A 17,601-nucleotide genomic window follows, 5' to 3' on the forward strand; every position below is an offset into this window, starting at 1 on the left:
TTGTGCAGTTTTTTGTTAATGTAGTATGTATAAACCCTTAATTTTAATAATCTTCTGATTCCCATGTGCAAACCCTATTTAATATTTCCGAAAAAAAAGATTTCTTCGTACTTCAGTAGTTTGATAGAAAACTCGATTGTCATGGGGAGGGGATTGATTTATCTCTCAATTTATTAATATTTCCTCATTTCTCCGAAGGCATCTCATCGTTATCTTGTCGTGAAGGCTGGAGTTCCTTCCCTATCGCTCGGAATGACAGTCAAAAATTCGATCGTAATGGTAGATTGCTAATATGTCTCGCAATGGCAACAGGCTAAATTTACAAGTGAGGTATTATTAATTTGAATACAACATCCCCCCAATTAGAAATCACTGCTTCTCGTCAATTTATTTCGTGGTTATACGAACAAAACTTAAGTCTTGTTTTTACCACTTATCAAGCGGGAAAAGTTTTTCTTATCGGTTTAAATCCTAACGGTAAACTATCCATCTTTGAACGTACTCTCGATCGATGTATGGGTTTATATGCCCATAATAGTAGTCTATATATCAGTACTTTATATCAACTGTGGCGCTTTGAGAATATTTTACCCGAAGGAGAAACCAACAATAATTATGATGCCCTTTATGCTCCCCAAGTAGGTTATATTACAGGAGATTTGGATATTCACGATGTCGTTGTTGACTATAATCAACAATTAGTTTTTGTCAATACCCTGTTTAGTTGCCTTGCCACCGTTAGCGAAACCCATAGTTTTATACCTCTATGGCAACCCCCTTTTATTACGAAATTAGCGGCGGAAGATCGTTGTCATCTCAACGGTTTAGCTTTGAAAGACGGAAAACCAAAATATGTAACTATGGTGAGTAAATCCGATATAGCGGAAGGATGGCGACAAAAAAGAATTGATGGGGGTTGCATTATGGATATTGAAAGTAATGAGGTTATTTTAGAAGGTTTATCGATGCCCCATTCTCCTCGTTGGTATCAAAATAAACTATGGTTACTCAATTCAGGCACGGGGGAATTTGGTTATGGTAATTTAAAATCAGGTACTTTTGAACCCATTACATTTTGCCCCGGTTATCAAAGGGGTTTAGCCTTTCATAATAATTTTGCCCTCATTGGTATATCAGAATCTCGACACAGTAAAACTTTAGGGGGTTTACCTCTGGATCAAAAATTAGCACAAAAAGACGCTCAAGCCCGTTGTGGAATCTTGGTAATTGATCTGAAAACCGGGGATATTGTTCATTCTCTCAATATTGAAGGGGTTGTTAATGAATTGTATGATATTGCTGTGTTACCGAACATACGTTGCCCGATGGCGTTGGGATTTCGTAGCGATGAAATTAGAAGGGTGATTACTATTGGAGAAAAAAAAACCACTATACCATCTATATAGTATCTCCTGAAGGTTATAGTCATTGCCATGCTTTTGACGAATTTGCCTTAACTCTTTATTATGGCTTTCAGAATTTGGGTTATGGTGTGTCGCTCGGCGTAGCCGCACCTTCGGTGTTCGCACAACGTGCCTTTGGCATCGCCCGTAATTTTGATAATATTGTCGGAATACCGATCGTCTTGGGAGGTAATTTATTAACTTATGTTGAGAATGTTCAATTGCCAAATAATAGCATTATTTTTAACTTAGAACAGGTAGAACAAGGATCATCGTGGTTTACTCCCCAGTATATTGATTTACTCAAAAGTTATCAAGTGTGGGATTATAGCGATCGAAATATCGATAATTTAAAACGATTTTTTGGTATATCGGGAGTGAAAAAATGTTCTATAGGTTATGTACCACAAATGACGAGATTGAGTCTTGCTGATGAGCCTGATATTGATGTGTTGTTTTATGGTTCTATTAATGAAAGAAGACAAAGTATATTAGAGGGATTGAAAGAGAAAGGGTTAAATGTCAAAATTTTGTCAGGGGTATATGGTCAAATGCGGGATGATTGGATTGCTCGATCGAAATTGGTAATTAACATACACTATTATTCAGCACAAGTTTTAGAGTTAGTGAGATTGTCTTATTTGTTAGCCAATAAAGTTTGTATCGTTTCAGAAACAGGATTGGATAAATCCTTAGAAATTGCTTTTCAAGAAGGTATTGCTTTCGCCGATTATGACAACTTAGTAGAAACTTGTGTTAACTTAATAAAAGGAGATCGATCAAACCGAGAAGCCATAGCCCAAAAAGGATACAATATTTTTTCTAGCCTAAATCAGTCGATCGAATTACGAGAATTATTAAATAATCTTTGAGCAAAAGTTATGATTGCTACCATCGAAAAAACCATCACCTTAGAAGAATTTTTACAACAACCAGAAACAAAACCCGCTCAAGAATTTATTAATGGAATTATTACCACGAAGCCCATGCCTCAAGGACAACATAGCCGTTTACAAATAAAACTTTCTACTGTTATTAATCAAATTACGGAATCAACTAAAATTGCTTATGCTTTTCCTGAATTGCGTTGTAGTTCTACTAATAGATCGATCGTGCCAGATGTAGCGGTGTTTCTTTGGGGTAGAATACCGCGCACAGAAAAAGGAAGAATAGCTAATAGATTTGATGGATTTCCTGATTGGAGTATTGAAATTTTATCACCAGATCAAAGTGTTCTAAAAGTGTTAGATAATTTGCTTTTTTGTTCTGAAAATGGTACTAATTTAGGTTGGTTAATTAATCCCGAAGATGAGACAATTGTCGTTGTATTTAGTGATCAAAAAGTTAAGATTTATCGTGATGATGATATTTTGCCTGTATTAAATAAAATAGAACTGAAATTGACGGTTAATGATGTTTTTAATTGGCTTAATATTTAATATTTCTGAAAAAAGATTGCTTCGTTACCTCACAACAACGATCGCCTCACAATGAAGTAATATATAGAAAAAATCATAAGTCTAAAGATGATTAATGAAAATATATCTAGCACCCCGATAAAAGCCCTAAATATATGGCAAGAAGCTCTCATTGCCCATCAAAAAAGCAATTTACCCAAAGCGATCGAACTTTATCGACAAGTAATCCTTCAAAACCCTGATTTTGCTGATGCTTATGCGAATTTAGCTATGGCTTTATCTTACAACGCCCAAAGAGAGGAAGCCGATCGAGCTTTTCATTATTCTTTACAATTACAACCGAATCACGCAACCAATCATAGTAATTATGGGTTTTTTCTCAGTTGCACGGGAGAATATGAGAAAGCAGTACAACATTTACGCCGTGCCATACAAATCAATCCACAATTAAGTATCGCTTGGTTTAATTTAGGCAACACACTACGTTATCTCGATCGATGGGAAGAAGCGGTATCCTGTTATCAAGTAGCCTTACCTTTAGATCCTAATCATATCGAAATTCTTAGCGATTGGAATTTTGCTGTACGAAAAATATGTCGTTGGTCTGTGGAAGAATATCTTACTATGACTTTACTCCAAGCCTCCGCCCGTCAACTAGAATTAGGAAAAATCTCCCCTATTAATCCCTTCGTTGCCTGTTTTTTACCTCTATCTTTACAGGAGTTTCAAGAAGTTTGTGCCAGTCACGCTCAAGCCTTGTCAAATTTAGTCAACCAGACTACTCCTGATAATTATTTTAAGCACGTTTCTCCCCATAGATCATCGAATCGCAAAATTAAGATTGGTTATGTATGCGCAGGTTTTCTTAATCATCCCACTGGGCAACTAACTCAAGGAATGTTTGAAAGATACGATCGAAATCGCTTTGAAGTTTATGGTTATGCTATCTCAAAAAGTGATGGAAGTGTTTATCGACAAGAGATTGAGAAATCGATCGAGCATTTTCGTCTAGTGGATAATTTATCTAACCTAGCCATTGCAGAAATGATTTTTGAGGATGGTATTGATATTTTAATCGATCTTGATGGTTATACCAGCAATCATCGTCAAGGGGTATTTGCTTTTAAACCCGCACCTATTCAAGTTACATGGTTAGCTTTTGCAGGTACTACGGGAGCAGACTATATTGATTATCTCATCGCCGATGAAATTATTGTACCCCCACAGTTCGATCGTTTTTATACGGAAACCGTCATTCGTCTTCCCCACACCTATCAAGTTAATAATCATCGTCAACTACCTCCTCTTAAAACACTAAATCGAGCTACAGAGCGTAAACGAGAAGGATTACCAGAAGATGCCATCGTGTTTTGCTCTTTTAATAATAATGCCAAGATTGATCGAAGTACTTATAACGCATGGTTACAAATTCTCAAAGCCATTCCTAATAGTGTCTTGTGGATATTAGTGGATACTTCTGAAGGGTTAGAAAATATGCACTCGAAAGCCCAAAAAGCAGGTATTGCCCCCAGTAGAATAATTCGAGCTTTACATAAACCTTTACCAGAGCATCTTCAAAGATTACAACTAGGAGATTTGTTTTTAGACTCTTTTATCTGTAATGCCCACACCACCGCCACCGATGCCCTTTGGGGAGAATTGCCCGTTTTAACCTGTCAAGGGAAAACTTTTGCTTCGAGGGTAGGGGCAAGTTTACTCACATCCTCCCATTTACCGCAATTAATTTGTACATCTCCTCAAGAGTTTATTAAAAAAGCCATAGAATTAGCCCAAAATCCTGCACAATTACAAGCCTTGAAACAACATTTACATAACCATAAATATCATCTCCCCCTCTTTGACACCGATAAATGGGTACAAGATTTTGAAGAAGCTATGATGATGATATTCGATCGATTTTTATCATCTCAACCCACAAAACCGATCAACTTAAAACAAATCTGAATGACTTCCCATTCTAGTCAAAAATAAGGTTTCTTCATCATATTTATATATTAAAAGCTAGTCGGGTTGTATATGACATTCTCTAAAATCGGCATAATTTCCTGAAAGATTATGATCTCTATTTTTCGTTGGTAAAGGGTAAAGGTTCTTTTCTGACAAGTTTTTCAATGATTTCTACTAATAATTTGATTTCTTTTCCTGATTTTACTGCTTTTTTAAAATCCTTTTTAAATTGGGATGTTCTATGTATTTTAAGCATTTTGAGTTAATCATTCAAATCCTCAAAAAGCTGATCTACAGAATTAAATGTTTCACCAATTTTTTTCTCTGTATCATTCATAGCTGAAATTGTTATTTTATTTAGTATTTTCACATCAAAAGGCAGTCCATTATGTAATAAAACCTGTGCATAAAAGAGATTTACTGCCTCATCAGGAGTCATACCAATATCAATAAATATTTGTTCAACTTTTGTTTTTAATTCCGCATCAGTTACTGCTTTTATGACTGCATTCTTCGACATTATATGACTCTAAATATCAATACATTCATTTATCATTTTACCATAAAAATAAATTTAAAATTATTGATGCGAGTGTCACTACGGCGACTCATTCTTTACTGACTCGATCGAACTTTCAATGGGAAAAAAGAAAATCTCTTTGTGTAGAAAAATATCAATGAGTAATTTCTGCAAGGGCATTATTAATAACCGTTTCTGCCACTCCCTGACGTTTTAAACTATCAATCAACTCCAGAAAGTTACTTTGTTCTAGTTTTTCTAAATCTTGCCGTAATCCTTGCCCTATATAAGCCCTGATTAGAGGTTGATAACCAGAAAATCCTAAAAGGGGAGCGATCGTTTTTAATTCTTCTACGACATCTTCAGGCATACGCAGAGTCACGCTTTTCATCGGACGATCGCTGTTTAATCTTTGTTTTAAAATTTCAATTTTCATAGTATATACGCTCTTGACAAGTGGCTTGACGGGCTGAAATAATGCGAATCATGTCATTTTCTTGTTGAATATGAACCACAAATAAGAGGTAATTATTTTTGTCCATACCGATAACAGCATCTCTAGCTTCATAATTACGACTAGCATTCACTACCACTAAAAAGGGATCGAAAAATACTTCGGTAGCTCTTTCAAAGGTAATGCCCTTATGTTTGATGGGGTTTTACTTGGCTTTTTCTTCATTCCAAATAAAAGTTATACCATTGAGAATAAATGTGACATCCATTTAATTATAATCAACTTTTTATTGACATTGTCAATATTTTATTCTCTCATTATATATACTTGTATTTTTATATGATCGAACGTCCTTAAATTTCCCCGAAGCCATCTTATCGTTATTTTGTGATGAGGGTATGGGATTCCTTCGCTATCCCTCGGAATGACTGTGAAAACTTGATTGTCATGGCTAGGGGGTGAGAGTTAATTGATAATTTTTATGGTAGGATTAATAAAATTTAATTAACCTCCCCATCAACAAAATTTAGAAGTCAATCACCATGGCAAACTCCACCTTTAATCTCTCAAACCTCAATGGTAATAATGGCTTTATTCTCAATGGTATTACTCCTGGTGACTATTCGGGCGTGAGTGTGAGTAATGGGGGAGACATCAACGGCGATGGTATTGATGACCTCCTTATCGGTGCAAGAAATGCAGATCCCAATGGCAGTAATTCGGGACAGACTTATGTGGTGTTTGGTAGTCGTAGCGGTTTTAGTAGTAGCTTCAATCTATCTACTTTAGATGGCAGTAATGGCTTTCGTCTTAATGGTATTACTGCTTATGATCGATCGGGCGTGAGTGTGAGTAATGGGGGGGACATCAACGGTGATGGTATTAATGACCTCATTATCGGTGCCTATGGTGCCGATCCCAATGGCGTTGATTCGGGACAGACTTATGTGGTGTTTGGTAGCCGTAGCGGTTTCGCCAGTAACTTGAATCTTTCTACCCTCAATGGTAGTAATGGCTTCCGTCTTAATGGTATTAATATTCGTGACTATTCGGGAAGAAGTGTGAGTAATGGGGGGGACATCAACGGTGATGGTATTGATGACCTCATTATCGGTGCATTTGGTGCCGACCCCAATGGCATTAGCTCGGGACAGAATTATGTGGTGTTTGGTAGCCGTAGCGGTTTCGCCAGTAACTTGAATCTTTCTACTCTCAATGGCAGTAATGGCTTCCGTCTTAATGGTATTAATATTGTTGACTATTCGGGTAGAAGTGTGAGTAATGGGGGGGACATCAACGGTGATGGTATCGATGACCTCCTTATCGGTGCCTATTTTGCCGATCCCAATGGTATTAGTATTAGTGGTTCGGGACAGACTTATGTGGTGTTTGGCAGTCGTAGCGGTTTTGCTAGTAACTTCAATCTATCCACTTTAGATGGCAGTAATGGCTTCCGTCTTAATGGTATTAATGCAAATGATCGATCGGGCTTTAGTGTGAGTAATGGGGGGGACATCAACGGCGATGGCATTGATGATCTCCTTATCGGTGCTTCTTTTGCCGACCCCAATGGCACGGATTCGGGACAGACTTATGTGGTGTTTGGTAGTCGTAGCGGTTTTGGTAGTAACTTCAATCTATCCACTTTAGATGGCAGTAATGGCTTCCGTCTTAATGGTATTAATGCAAATGATCGATCGGGCGTGAGTGTGAGTAATGGGGGGGACATCAACGGCGATGGTATCGATGACCTGATTATCGGTGCTAATGGTGCCGATCCCAATGGCGTTGATTCGGGACAGACTTATGTGGTGTTTGGTAGTCGTAGCGGTTTTGCTAGTAACTTCAATCTATCCACTTTAGATGGCAGTAATGGCTTCCGTCTTAATGGCATTAATGTGGGTTACAATTCGGGCGTGAGTGTGAGTAATGGGGAGGACATCAACGGCGATGGTATTGATGACCTCCTTATCGGTGCAAATTTTGCCGATCCCAATAGCAATAGTAATTCGGGACAGTCTTATGTGGTGTACGGCAACTCAGCCCCCATTCTCGACCTCAACGGTACTACTGGACAAGTACTAGGCTTCCGTCTTAATGGTATTAATGTTGATGATCGATCGGGCTTTAGTGTGAGTAATGGGGGGGACATCAACGGCGATGGTATTGATGACCTGATTATCGGTGCTTATGGTGCCGATCCCAATGGCATTAGTGCTTCAGGACAGTCTTATGTGGTGTTTGGTAGCCGTAGCGGTTTTACCAGTAACTTCAATCTCTCCACCCTAGATGGTAGTAATGGCTTTCGTCTTAATGGTATTAATGCGGATGATCGATTGGGCGTAAGTGTGAGTAATGGGGGGGACATCAACGGGGATGGTATCGATGACCTCATTATCGGTGCTTATGGTGCCGATCCCAATGGCAATGTTGATTCGGGACAGTCTTATGTGGTGTTTGGTAGCCGTAGCTCTTTTACCAGTAACTTCAATCTGTCGAACCTAGATGGTAGTAATGGCTTCCGTCTTAATGGTATTAATGTTGGTGATCGATCGGGCTTCAGTGTGAGTAATGGGGGGGACATCAACGGAGATGGTATCGATGACCTCATTATCGGTGCTGATCGTGCAGGTAGTAATTCGGGACAGTCTTATGTGGTGTTTGGTAGCCGTAGCGGTTTTACCAGTAACTTCAATCTCTCCACCCTCAATGGTAGTAATGGCTTCCGTCTTAATGGTATTAATGCAAATGACTATTCGGGAAGAAGTGTGAGTAATGCAGGGGACATCAACGGGGATGGTATCGATGACCTCATTATCGGTGCATTTACTGCAGATCCCAATGGCAGTGCTTCGGGACAGTCTTATGTGGTGTTTGGTAGTCGTAGCGGTTTTACCAGTAACTTCAATCTCTCCACCCTCAATGGTAGTAATGGCTTCCGTCTCAATGGTATTAATGCAAGTGACTTTTCGGGAAGAAGTGTGAGTAATGGGGGGGACATCAACGGGGATGGTATCGATGACCTCATTATCGGTGCATTTACTGCAGATCCCAATGGCAATAGTAATTCGGGACAGAGTTATGTGGTGTTTGGTAGCCGTAGCGGTTTTACCAGTAACTTCAATCTCTCCACCCTAGATGGTAGTAATGGCTTCCGTCTTAATGGTATTAATGCAAATGACCTTTCGGGAAGAAGTGTGAGTAATGGGGGGGACATCAACGGGGATGGTATCGATGACCTCCTTATCGGTGCAGACTCAGCAGATCCCAATGGCAGTTATTCGGGACAGACTTATGTGGTGTTTGGTAGCCGTAGCGGTTTTACCAGTAACTTCAATCTCTCCACCCTAGATGGTAGTAATGGCTTCCGTCTTAATGGTATTAATTTTGATGATCGATCGGGCTTTAGTGTGAGTAATGGGGGGGACATCAACGGCGATGGTATTGATGACCTCATTATCGGTGCCGATGGTGCGGATCCCAATGGCAATAGTGCTTCGGGACAGAGTTATGTGGTGTTTGGTGCTGTGGGTATTGGTGCCGATGGGGTACTGGAATTAAGTAACATTGTCGGTAGCACAGGAGATGGTATCAATTTCGCTACTGCATTTGTAGGCACTCCTAAAGTAATTGTGGACTCAGACTTAACCCTAGTGGATGCCAACTCCTCCAATATGGTGGGAGCTACCGTCACCATTACCAATCTTTTAGACGGCAATAATGAAGTTTTAAGCGCCACAACTACGGATACTCCCATCACTGCTAACTATAGCAATGGAGTTTTGACCCTCAGTGGTAGTGCTACCAAAGCTCAATATCAACAGGTATTACGCACCATAACTTATAACAATGTCAACAGCAACTATAACACTACGAGCCGAATTATTGAGTTTGTCGTGGACGATGGAGGCTCACATTCCAATACCAGTGCGGTAGCTACCACTACTTTAACCATGAATACTCCTCCCACAGCAGTCACGTTGAATAATACGACTATCACCTTACCAGAAAATACTAATACAACTACAAGAATCAAGGTAGGAGATATAGTGATCACCGATGACGGTTTAGGAACAAATAATATCTCTTTAAGCGGTACAGATAATGCTTTCTTTGAAGTAGATGGCACAGAACTTTTCCTCAAAGCTAATACCTCTTTGGACTTTGAAAGCAAAACCTCTTACAATATCACCGTCAATGTGAATGATTCTACTGTGGGAGCTACTCCAGATGTATTAACTAACTATACATTAACCATAACTGATGTGGATGAATTTGATGTCACAACTCCCACAGATACGGATAACACAGCTAATTCCATAGCAGAAAATGCAAGTAATGGTAGTTTAGTAGGGATTACAGCATTTGCACAGGATTTGGATGGTACTAATAACACTGTTACTTATAGTTTGACAGACAATGCCAATGGAAGATTTACCATTGATACAACAACGGGAATCGTCACCGTAGCCGATGGTAGCCTACTCAACTATGAAAATGCCACCAGTCATAACATTACGGTATTAGCGACTAGCAGTGATACTTCAACCAGTAGTCAAACTTTTACTATCAATGTTACCGATGTGGACGAGTTTGATGTCACCACTCCCATCGATAATGATAATAACGGAAATTCCGTAGCAGAAAACCCTCCTAATAGTACAACAGTAGGAATTACGGCTTTTGCACAGGATTTGGATGGTACGAATAACACTATTGCCTATAGTTTGACAGACAATGCCGGGGGAAGATTTACCATTGATACAACAACGGGAATCGTTATCGTAGCCGATGGTAGCCTACTCAACTATGAAAATGCCACCAGTCATAACATTACGGTATTAGCCACTAGCAGTGATACCTCAACCAGTACTCAAAACTTTACCATTAATGTTACCGATGTTAATGAATCTCCCATAGTAAATAATCCCATTGTTGATCAAAATACCTTTGAGCAGATTGTCTTTAATTTTACTGTACCCAATAATACTTTTAACGATCCTGATGTGGGGGATACTCTTACCTATAGCGCCATTTTAGCTAATGATGATCCTTTACCTAGCTGGTTAACTTTTAATCCTACTAATCAAACGTTTTCAGGCACACCCACTAATGGTGATATTGGCACAATTTCGATTAAGGTGACGGCAACGGATACGGGTAATTTATTCGTCAGTGATACCTTTGACATCCAGATTCAACAGTTACAAACTTTGGTAACTGACTCGACAGGTGGCAGTGATACTCTTGTGGGGGGCATTGGATTTAACATCATTGGTGGTGGTGGTGGTAATGATTCCATTACGGGGAATGTGCTAGAGGATACCTTAAGCGGTGGTAGTGGTAATGATACCCTTAAAGGCTTTGAAGAAAATGATCTTCTTGACGGTGGTAGTGGGGATGATCTCTTGAAGGGGGGAGACGGTAATGATAACATCAAGGGTGGTAGTGGTAATGATACCCTAGTGAGTGGTATTGGTAATGATACTTTAACAGGAAATAGTGGAAATGACTATTTTCGTTTTAACTCTCCTACGGATGGTATTGACAGAATTATGGATTTTAACGTGATTGATGACACTATCTATTTAGTGAGTTCGGGTTTCAATTTAACGACAGGGGTATTGGCATCTAATCAGTTTGTCATCGGTGCCAGTGCTACTACGGTGAATCATCGTTTAGTGTTCGATCGAAATACAGGTAATTTGTTCTTTGACAATGATGGTGTTGGTAGTAATGCACAAACCCAGATTGCAACTGTCACGCCTCGATTATCTTTGACGAATCAAGATTTTATCATTATTTAACATCAACCTTGATTTATCGGAGATTTGTTTTCAGCAGTAATAACTTCGTTTGTTTGGTGAGTTCCCTTACGGCAGATATGTTACTAATGTGGCTCGACTTTAGAACGCAATGTGAGATTTTCACCTTATTTTTAGGCTATATATGAAACTTTACTTATGTTTAATTTTTAGTTCTATTTTTTCCTTGATTTCTTTTCCGATAACCGCTCAAGAATCTGTTAAACTTGATGAAAAAATTTGTGAAAGTAATCTTAATCAGAAAATAGAATCGATCGTAAATGAACCTTCAAGACAACAAGAAACTTGGGGTATTTTGATTGAGAATCTTAATAATAATCAAGTTTTATATCAGTTAAATAAAAGTAAATTTTTTGTTCCTGCTTCTAATCTTAAGTTATTAACTACTGCTGGTGCTTTACTTAAATTTGGTGCAGATTTTAGGATCAAAACTCCTGTTTATATTAAAAATATTTCTATAAATGATACTATTCGATCGAACTCTTTAGATAGTTTAATTATTGAGGGCAAAGGTGATCCTACATTTTCTAAAAAACAATTAGAAATAATTGCTCAAAAACTCCAACAAAAAGGAGTAAAACAAATCAACTCTTTAGTGTTAATTGATGGTTATTTATCATCACCAAGTACTAATTATACATGGGAATTTGAGGATATTTATTTTTATTTTGCAGTGCCTATTAACAGTTTAATTTTAGAGAATAATACTGTTAGTTTAACCTTAAATCCTACTAATATTAATGAGAAATCTTCTTTAAAATGGTCTGATGAATTAGCGGGCAAACAATGGTCGATCGAAAATAGTGTTTATACCAGAGATTCAGATATAGAAAATAATATCAATATTTTTCCTATTTTTGCTCGATCGAGCTTAGAAATAATTGGAGATTTATCAATAAATGAAGAATCAAATACTTGGCAATTATCAATTCCAAATCCTGCTAAATATTTTGAAGAATCTCTTATTCAAGTTTTAAATAATTATGATATTGAAGTAAAAAATAGTCAAATTATTGATCGCAATAATAACTTAGATCAAAATCGACAACTTTTTCTGGAAATCAACTCTCCGACTTTAGCTGAATTAATTAAAGTAACTAACCAAGAAAGCAATAATTTATACGCAGAAATTTTATTAAAATATTTGCTTAAAGATGAACTAACAGAATGGGAATCTTTAAATAAAATGATGAATGATTTAGGAGTATCAGAAAGAGATTATAAACTCAAAGATGGTTCAGGTTTATCCCGTCATAATTTAATTACTCCCTCTGCTTTAGTTACTATTTTAAAAGGAATAAATAATAGTAAATATCAAAATATTTTTGCAAATTCCCTTAGCATCGCTGGAGTTAATGGCACATTGGAAAATCGATTTAAAGACAGTAATATAACCAATAATTTATATGGTAAAACAGGTACATTAACAGGTTCAGCTTCTTTATCTGGATACCTAAAAAATGATAATTATGAGGATTTAGTCTTTTCTATCATTGTTAATAATTCTACCGCTAGTTCTGCTGTTTTAAGAAGCTCGATCGATCAAATTATTCTATTATTAGGACAACTTAAAAAATGCTAATAACAGTATTTAATCATTATTTGTAAAACGACATTATCTTTGAATCTAATATAATGTAAAGATGTTTTATGATTAAATTTTCTCTTTTTCAACCGTCAAATTATTAATTATGTCAAGCCCAGAAGTATTATTAGGAAAATCCTTACCAGAATTAACGGAGTGGATTACACAACAAGGACAACCAGCTTACCGAGGAAAACAACTTTATCAGTGGTTATACGAAAAGGGTGCAACTTCTTTAGCTGATATTACTGTTTTCCCTCAAAAATGGCGACAAAATCAAGAAAATACTATTATTGGTCGATCGAGCATCTATCATTATAGTACAGCACCCGATCGAACTCGTAAATATTTACTAAAATTAGCCGATGGTTTAATTATCGAAGCCGTTGGTATTCCTACCCATAAAAGATTAACGGTTTGTGTATCTTCTCAAGTGGGTTGCATTATGGGGTGTGATTTTTGTGCCACTGGTAAAGGTGGTTTTACTCGTAATCTTAAAACCCATGAGATTATCGATCAAATTTTGACAGTACAAAATGATTTTGGGGAAAGAGTTTCTAATGTGGTATTTATGGGAATGGGTGAGCCTTTATTGAATTTACCTGAAGTTATTCCTGCCATAAAATCCATTAATGAAGATATTGGTATTGGACAACGATCGATTACAATATCTACCGTAGGATTACCGCAAAAAATCTTAGAATTAGCACATCATCAACTACAAATTACCTTTGCTGTCAGTCTTCATGCTTCCAATCAACACATAAGAGAAAAACTGATTCCTAGCGCCAATCATTATCCCTTATCCCAACTCTTAGCAGAATGTCGGGAATATGTGAAAATAACAGGAAGAAGAGTGACATTTGAATATATTTTATTAGCAGGAGTTAACGATTTACCTCAACACGCTAAAGAGTTAGTACAACATTTGCGAGGATTTCAAACCCATGTTAATCTTATTCCCTATAACCCTATTTCCGAAGTGGATTATCAACGCCCTTCTCAAGAAAGAGTTAATGATTTTTTAAACCGATTAAAACAAGAAAATATTGCGGTTAGTGTTCGTTATTCTCGTGGTTTAGAAGCGGATGCGGCTTGTGGACAACTACGGGCAACCGTCGATCGTTAGGGTATAATATGTGAAAATAGAGCAGTTGTTGTTACAGGGTATTATAAGGGAAATTTAGTTGGTTTTCCTACTTCTCTAGGATATTTTTTAGAAGTAAGTTTTACTTTTTCAATATAAATGCAGTGGCGATGATGATTTTGAATCGGAGTATTTTGATTCGTGATTTTAACTACTTTTCCTCCTAGTTTATGAGTTATTTCATCAATTTTTATTTTTTCTTCTTCTGTTAAATTTCCTCGATATAAAATAGTTATTCCTCCAATTTTTAATAAAGGTAAACTATATTCTAAACATACTGAAATTTCTGCTACTGCTCTAATTAAAGCAAAATCATATTGTTTTCTATAATTTTGATCTTGTCCTATAACTTCTGCTCGATCGACTAATGTGTCAATATTAGTTAAGTTAAGTTTTTTAGCTACTTCTTTAATAAAGTTAATTTTTTTTGCTACAGAGTCCATTAAAGTTAATTTAGCATCAGGAAATACGATCGAAATAGGTAATCCGGGAAAACCTCCTCCTGTGCCAATATCAATTATTTTTTTATCCTTCAAATCGTATTCTAAAATGGGTGCTAAAGAATCCCATAAATTTTTTTCCCAAAATTCTTCTGGAGTTGTAATTCTTGTTAAATTTAAGTATTTATTAGCTTCTAATATTTCGTTATATAATTCCTGCCATAATTTTAAGTTTTCTGCTGATGGTGTCCAATTAGTTGTTTTTTTCCACAATTGTTCATAGGTTGGTAAAATGTTTTCTGTTATCATTTATTAGTTTTAAGCCTTAGATTTTAAATCAAAATTTGTATTTTCTCTCGCAAAGACGCAAAGACGCAAAAAGATAATTATTTTTATAACGATTCTAGCAAGGCTTTGGCTTTGAGTATTATTTCCTCAAATTCTTTATCTTTTTCAGACAAAATAGTTATTGCACCCCCAACTCCGATGGAAGTCTGATGAGGAGTTATAATAGCTGTTCGGATAACAATATTTAAGTCCATCGTACCATTAAGGGCTAAAAATCCAATACTCCCTGAATAAATGCCCCTTGCCTCCGTTTCTAACTCGTCTATAATCTCTAATGTCCTCTTTTTTGGCGCCCCTGTCATTGAACCACCGGGGAAACAAGCCTTAATACAATCTACTGGTTTTATACCTTTCCTAATTTTTCCCTTCACTGTTGACACCATTTGATGTACTGTGCTATAACTTTCGATCGACATTAATTTTGGAACTGTTATTGTACCCGTTTCGCAAACTCTGCCTAAATCATTACGCAATAAATCCACAATCATCAAATTTTCAGCTTTCTCTTTTTCGCTAATTTGTAAGTTGTTTTTAAATTGTATATCTTCTTCTTTATTTCTACCTCTTTTTACAGTACCTTTAATCGGTTTTGATTCTAAAATACCATCTTTTCCTAATAACAAAAATCTCTCAGGAGAAGAACAAACTACTGTCATTTTATCCCATTGGAAAAAAGCACTATAAGGTACTGGATTTTTTTTTCTTAACTGTAAATAATAATTTAATGGCTCTTTTATAGTAGATAAATGCAGATGATTTGTTAAACAAATTTCATAACTTTCTCCTTCTTTTATTTTTTCTAAACAAGTTTCAATATTCTCTAAATATTTTTTCTCATCTCTACTTAATTGATAATTATTTTGATTAATTTTTTTATAACTAATTTTTTTATTTGTCAATAAATTAAGTTGCTTTTCTATATCTTTAAACCAATTATTAGCATTAGTTTCTTGATTAATTTTATCAAAAAATATTAGGTAAATTTCCTGATCAATATGGTCAAAAATAATGGCTCGATCGACAAAAATAAATTGTGCATCAGGAAAACAAGATTTATGTTTATTTTGATGACCGCACAACGCCTTTAATTCATAAGCTAAATAGCCAACTAAACCAGCATTAAAATTAAAAGGTAAATCTTTATTTTCATAAATATATTTATCTAATATATTCTGTAAAAACGGAAAAATATCGCCGTTTAAAATTTCAATTTTGTTTTTTTTCTTAACTTTAATTTCTTGTCTATTAACATCATATTCTATTAAAAAACTATTGTTTCCTTCACCATCTCCCATATAAGAAAATCTTGACAAACCTTCCTCAATCATACTGCTATCTAACCAAAAACTATGACTAGATTTACTATAAATTTCCTTAAAAACTTGAGCAGAATCTAAAAATATATCTAACTTTTTACTGTAAACTTTATACTCTTTATTTTGCTTAATATTTGTTTTATTTTCTTGATAATTATGTTTTTTTACATTATTAGAATTAGTTAAAAAGCTCGATCTAGTTTTAATAATTTGTGATTGAGAAAAATTTTTATAATAATTTTTAGTCAAGTTTTGAAAATTAATAAATAATTCTTTTCCATATTCAGAACAAATAGATTCAGGATGAAATTGAACACCCCAAAAAGGCTTAAATTTATGTTTAATTCCCATAATTAAATTATCTTCCGTTTTTGCGATAATTTCTAAATCTGAAGAGAGAGGATAATCAATAATTAAAGAGTGATAACGTACAACTTTAAAAGGAGAAGGAATATTAAAAAAAAGACTGTTTTGTTCATGATAAATCTGACTAATTCTACCGTGAAAAGGTTCGATCGATTTCTTAACTTTTGCACCATAAAAATAACCTAAACCTTGATGTCCTAAACAGATACCTAAAACGGGAATATTTGAATTTAATAAAACCTCTCTACATATCCCAAAATCTTCTCTATTTTTTGGATTACCAGGACCAGGAGAAATGATAATATTATCAAAATCAAAGTTTTGTATCTCTTGCCAAGATAACTCATTATTTTTAATAACAATAGGTTTTATATCATTTACTTCCGCTAATAACTGATAAATATTATAGGTAAAAGAATCATAATTATCTATAATTAAACTTTTCATAAAATTTGCACAGTGGGAAGTATTTAATTTTTTCAACAACAAAAATATTTCTATCTACTTTAAACACTAAATAGGAAACATAAAATAAATAATAATTAACTTTTATTATCTTTAATGATTTCAAATATCATTAAGTAATTATTGAAAAAGATTTAAAAAACTTCTTTCTCTCTACCAATCCACCACTCTCCCAAATTCATAGCATCTTGGTGAATATCTGCCAATTGAATCAAATATTCTTCAGGAGACAGAAAAGGTTTATTTTCCTGTAACTTTTTCAATCGTAATTGCACCAATAACCAAGGTTTAGAAATCCCGTTAGTATTTTCGATATATTTAGCTAAATCTTCGCTATTCATATTCA

The 17,601-nt window shown here is 35.6% G+C and carries 15 protein-coding genes; 7 read left to right on the plus strand and 8 right to left on the minus strand.

Annotated features, from left to right (window positions below; genetic code table 11):
- Window positions 1-341 precede the first annotated feature (341 nt).
- The 4 genes from GM3709_RS11430 to GM3709_RS11445 all read left to right on the plus strand — a co-directional run bounded on the left by GM3709_RS11430 (window position 342) and on the right by GM3709_RS11445 (window position 4,786).
- Window positions 342-1,406, plus strand: coding sequence for a TIGR03032 family protein (locus GM3709_RS11430; RefSeq protein ID WP_066119453.1), 1,065 nt, complete (start codon window positions 342-344; stop codon window positions 1,404-1,406).
- Window positions 1,407-1,492: 86 nt separating this feature from the next.
- Window positions 1,493-2,275: a hypothetical protein gene (locus tag GM3709_RS11435; protein WP_144439436.1), complete on the plus strand. Its 783-nt coding sequence runs from the start codon at window positions 1,493-1,495 to the stop codon at window positions 2,273-2,275.
- A gap of 9 nt (window positions 2,276-2,284) precedes the next feature.
- On the plus strand, window positions 2,285-2,842 hold the full coding sequence (locus tag GM3709_RS11440) for a Uma2 family endonuclease (protein ID WP_066119458.1): 558 nt from the start codon (window positions 2,285-2,287) through the stop codon (window positions 2,840-2,842).
- An 87-nt stretch (window positions 2,843-2,929) separates the two neighbouring features.
- Window positions 2,930-4,786: a tetratricopeptide repeat protein gene (locus GM3709_RS11445; RefSeq protein ID WP_066119460.1), complete on the plus strand. Its 1,857-nt coding sequence runs from the start codon at window positions 2,930-2,932 to the stop codon at window positions 4,784-4,786.
- 57 nt (window positions 4,787-4,843) lie between these two features.
- Here the strand turns inward: GM3709_RS11445 and GM3709_RS21430 are convergent, their stop codons facing one another.
- The 5 genes from GM3709_RS21430 to GM3709_RS21440 all read right to left on the minus strand — a co-directional run bounded on the left by GM3709_RS21430 (window position 4,844) and on the right by GM3709_RS21440 (window position 5,962).
- The gene (locus GM3709_RS21430; RefSeq protein WP_315863037.1) at window positions 4,844-4,954 is read right to left on the minus strand and encodes a type II toxin-antitoxin system mRNA interferase toxin, RelE/StbE family; all 111 of its coding nucleotides are present in this window, start codon (window positions 4,952-4,954) and stop codon (window positions 4,844-4,846) included.
- Window positions 4,905-5,045 carry a type II toxin-antitoxin system YafQ family toxin gene (locus tag GM3709_RS21435; protein WP_231937675.1) on the minus strand — a complete coding sequence of 47 codons (141 nt, stop codon included), beginning with the start codon at window positions 5,043-5,045 and terminating at the stop codon, window positions 4,905-4,907. The genes GM3709_RS21430 and GM3709_RS21435 overlap by 50 nt, the downstream gene beginning before the upstream one ends.
- Before the next feature lie 6 nt (window positions 5,046-5,051).
- Window positions 5,052-5,309 (minus strand): type II toxin-antitoxin system RelB/DinJ family antitoxin, encoded by a 258-nt coding sequence (locus GM3709_RS11455; protein WP_066119462.1) that lies wholly within the window; start codon window positions 5,307-5,309, stop codon window positions 5,052-5,054.
- Window positions 5,310-5,463: 154 nt separating this feature from the next.
- On the minus strand, window positions 5,464-5,745 hold the full coding sequence (locus GM3709_RS11460; RefSeq protein WP_066119464.1) for a hypothetical protein: 282 nt from the start codon (window positions 5,743-5,745) through the stop codon (window positions 5,464-5,466).
- Window positions 5,735-5,962, minus strand: coding sequence for a BrnT family toxin (locus GM3709_RS21440; protein ID WP_304438837.1), 228 nt, complete (start codon window positions 5,960-5,962; stop codon window positions 5,735-5,737). Before GM3709_RS21440 ends, GM3709_RS11460 begins: the two co-directional genes overlap by 11 nt.
- Window positions 5,963-6,305: 343 nt before the next feature.
- On the opposite strand from GM3709_RS21440, the gene GM3709_RS21445 reads away from it, so the two are divergent.
- The 3 genes from GM3709_RS21445 (at window position 6,306) to rlmN (ending at window position 14,302) form a co-directional block, all read left to right on the plus strand.
- The gene (locus GM3709_RS21445) at window positions 6,306-11,570 is read left to right on the plus strand and encodes a cadherin domain-containing protein (RefSeq protein ID WP_066119466.1); all 5,265 of its coding nucleotides are present in this window, start codon (window positions 6,306-6,308) and stop codon (window positions 11,568-11,570) included.
- A 142-nt stretch (window positions 11,571-11,712) separates the two neighbouring features.
- A complete protein-coding gene (dacB, locus tag GM3709_RS11475; RefSeq protein WP_066119468.1) occupies window positions 11,713-13,170 on the plus strand; it encodes a D-alanyl-D-alanine carboxypeptidase/D-alanyl-D-alanine-endopeptidase in 1,458 nt (485 codons plus the stop codon).
- 109 nt (window positions 13,171-13,279) lie between these two features.
- Entirely contained in the window at window positions 13,280-14,302 is a 1,023-nt protein-coding gene (gene rlmN, locus GM3709_RS11480) for a 23S rRNA (adenine(2503)-C(2))-methyltransferase RlmN (RefSeq protein WP_066119470.1), read from the plus strand.
- Window positions 14,303-14,343: 41 nt separating this feature from the next.
- Here the strand turns inward: rlmN and rsmG are convergent, their stop codons facing one another.
- The 3 genes from rsmG to GM3709_RS11495 form a co-directional block, all read right to left on the minus strand.
- A complete protein-coding gene (gene rsmG / locus GM3709_RS11485; protein ID WP_071828039.1) occupies window positions 14,344-15,069 on the minus strand; it encodes a 16S rRNA (guanine(527)-N(7))-methyltransferase RsmG in 726 nt (241 codons plus the stop codon).
- A gap of 83 nt (window positions 15,070-15,152) precedes the next feature.
- The gene (gene pabB / locus GM3709_RS11490) at window positions 15,153-17,237 is read right to left on the minus strand and encodes an aminodeoxychorismate synthase (RefSeq protein WP_066119472.1); all 2,085 of its coding nucleotides are present in this window, start codon (window positions 17,235-17,237) and stop codon (window positions 15,153-15,155) included.
- Between the two features lie 152 nt (window positions 17,238-17,389).
- Window positions 17,390-17,596: a hypothetical protein gene (locus tag GM3709_RS11495; RefSeq protein ID WP_066119474.1), complete on the minus strand. Its 207-nt coding sequence runs from the start codon at window positions 17,594-17,596 to the stop codon at window positions 17,390-17,392.
- Between the last annotated feature and the right edge of the window lie 5 nt (window positions 17,597-17,601).

Source organism: Geminocystis sp. NIES-3709 (genome assembly GCF_001548115.1).
In the GTDB taxonomy this organism is placed as follows: Bacteria; Cyanobacteriota; Cyanobacteriia; order Cyanobacteriales; family Cyanobacteriaceae; genus Geminocystis.

Coding starts and splice junctions, on each gene's coding strand:
- GM3709_RS11445 (WP_066119460.1), top strand. CDS start 2,930: ATGATTAATGAAAATATATCTAGCACCCCGATAAAAGCCCTAAATATA.
- GM3709_RS11460 (WP_066119464.1), bottom strand. CDS start 5,745: ATGAAAATTGAAATTTTAAAACAAAGATTAAACAGCGATCGTCCGATG.
- rlmN (WP_066119470.1), top strand. CDS start 13,280: ATGTCAAGCCCAGAAGTATTATTAGGAAAATCCTTACCAGAATTAACG.
- GM3709_RS11440 (WP_066119458.1), top strand. CDS start 2,285: ATGATTGCTACCATCGAAAAAACCATCACCTTAGAAGAATTTTTACAA.
- rsmG (WP_071828039.1), bottom strand. CDS start 15,069: ATGATAACAGAAAACATTTTACCAACCTATGAACAATTGTGGAAAAAA.
- GM3709_RS21445 (WP_066119466.1), top strand. CDS start 6,306: ATGGCAAACTCCACCTTTAATCTCTCAAACCTCAATGGTAATAATGGC.
- GM3709_RS11455 (WP_066119462.1), bottom strand. CDS start 5,309: ATGTCGAAGAATGCAGTCATAAAAGCAGTAACTGATGCGGAATTAAAA.
- GM3709_RS11495 (WP_066119474.1), bottom strand. CDS start 17,596: ATGAATAGCGAAGATTTAGCTAAATATATCGAAAATACTAACGGGATT.
- GM3709_RS21435 (WP_231937675.1), bottom strand. CDS start 5,045: ATGCTTAAAATACATAGAACATCCCAATTTAAAAAGGATTTTAAAAAA.
- pabB (WP_066119472.1), bottom strand. CDS start 17,237: ATGAAAAGTTTAATTATAGATAATTATGATTCTTTTACCTATAATATT.
- dacB (WP_066119468.1), top strand. CDS start 11,713: ATGAAACTTTACTTATGTTTAATTTTTAGTTCTATTTTTTCCTTGATT.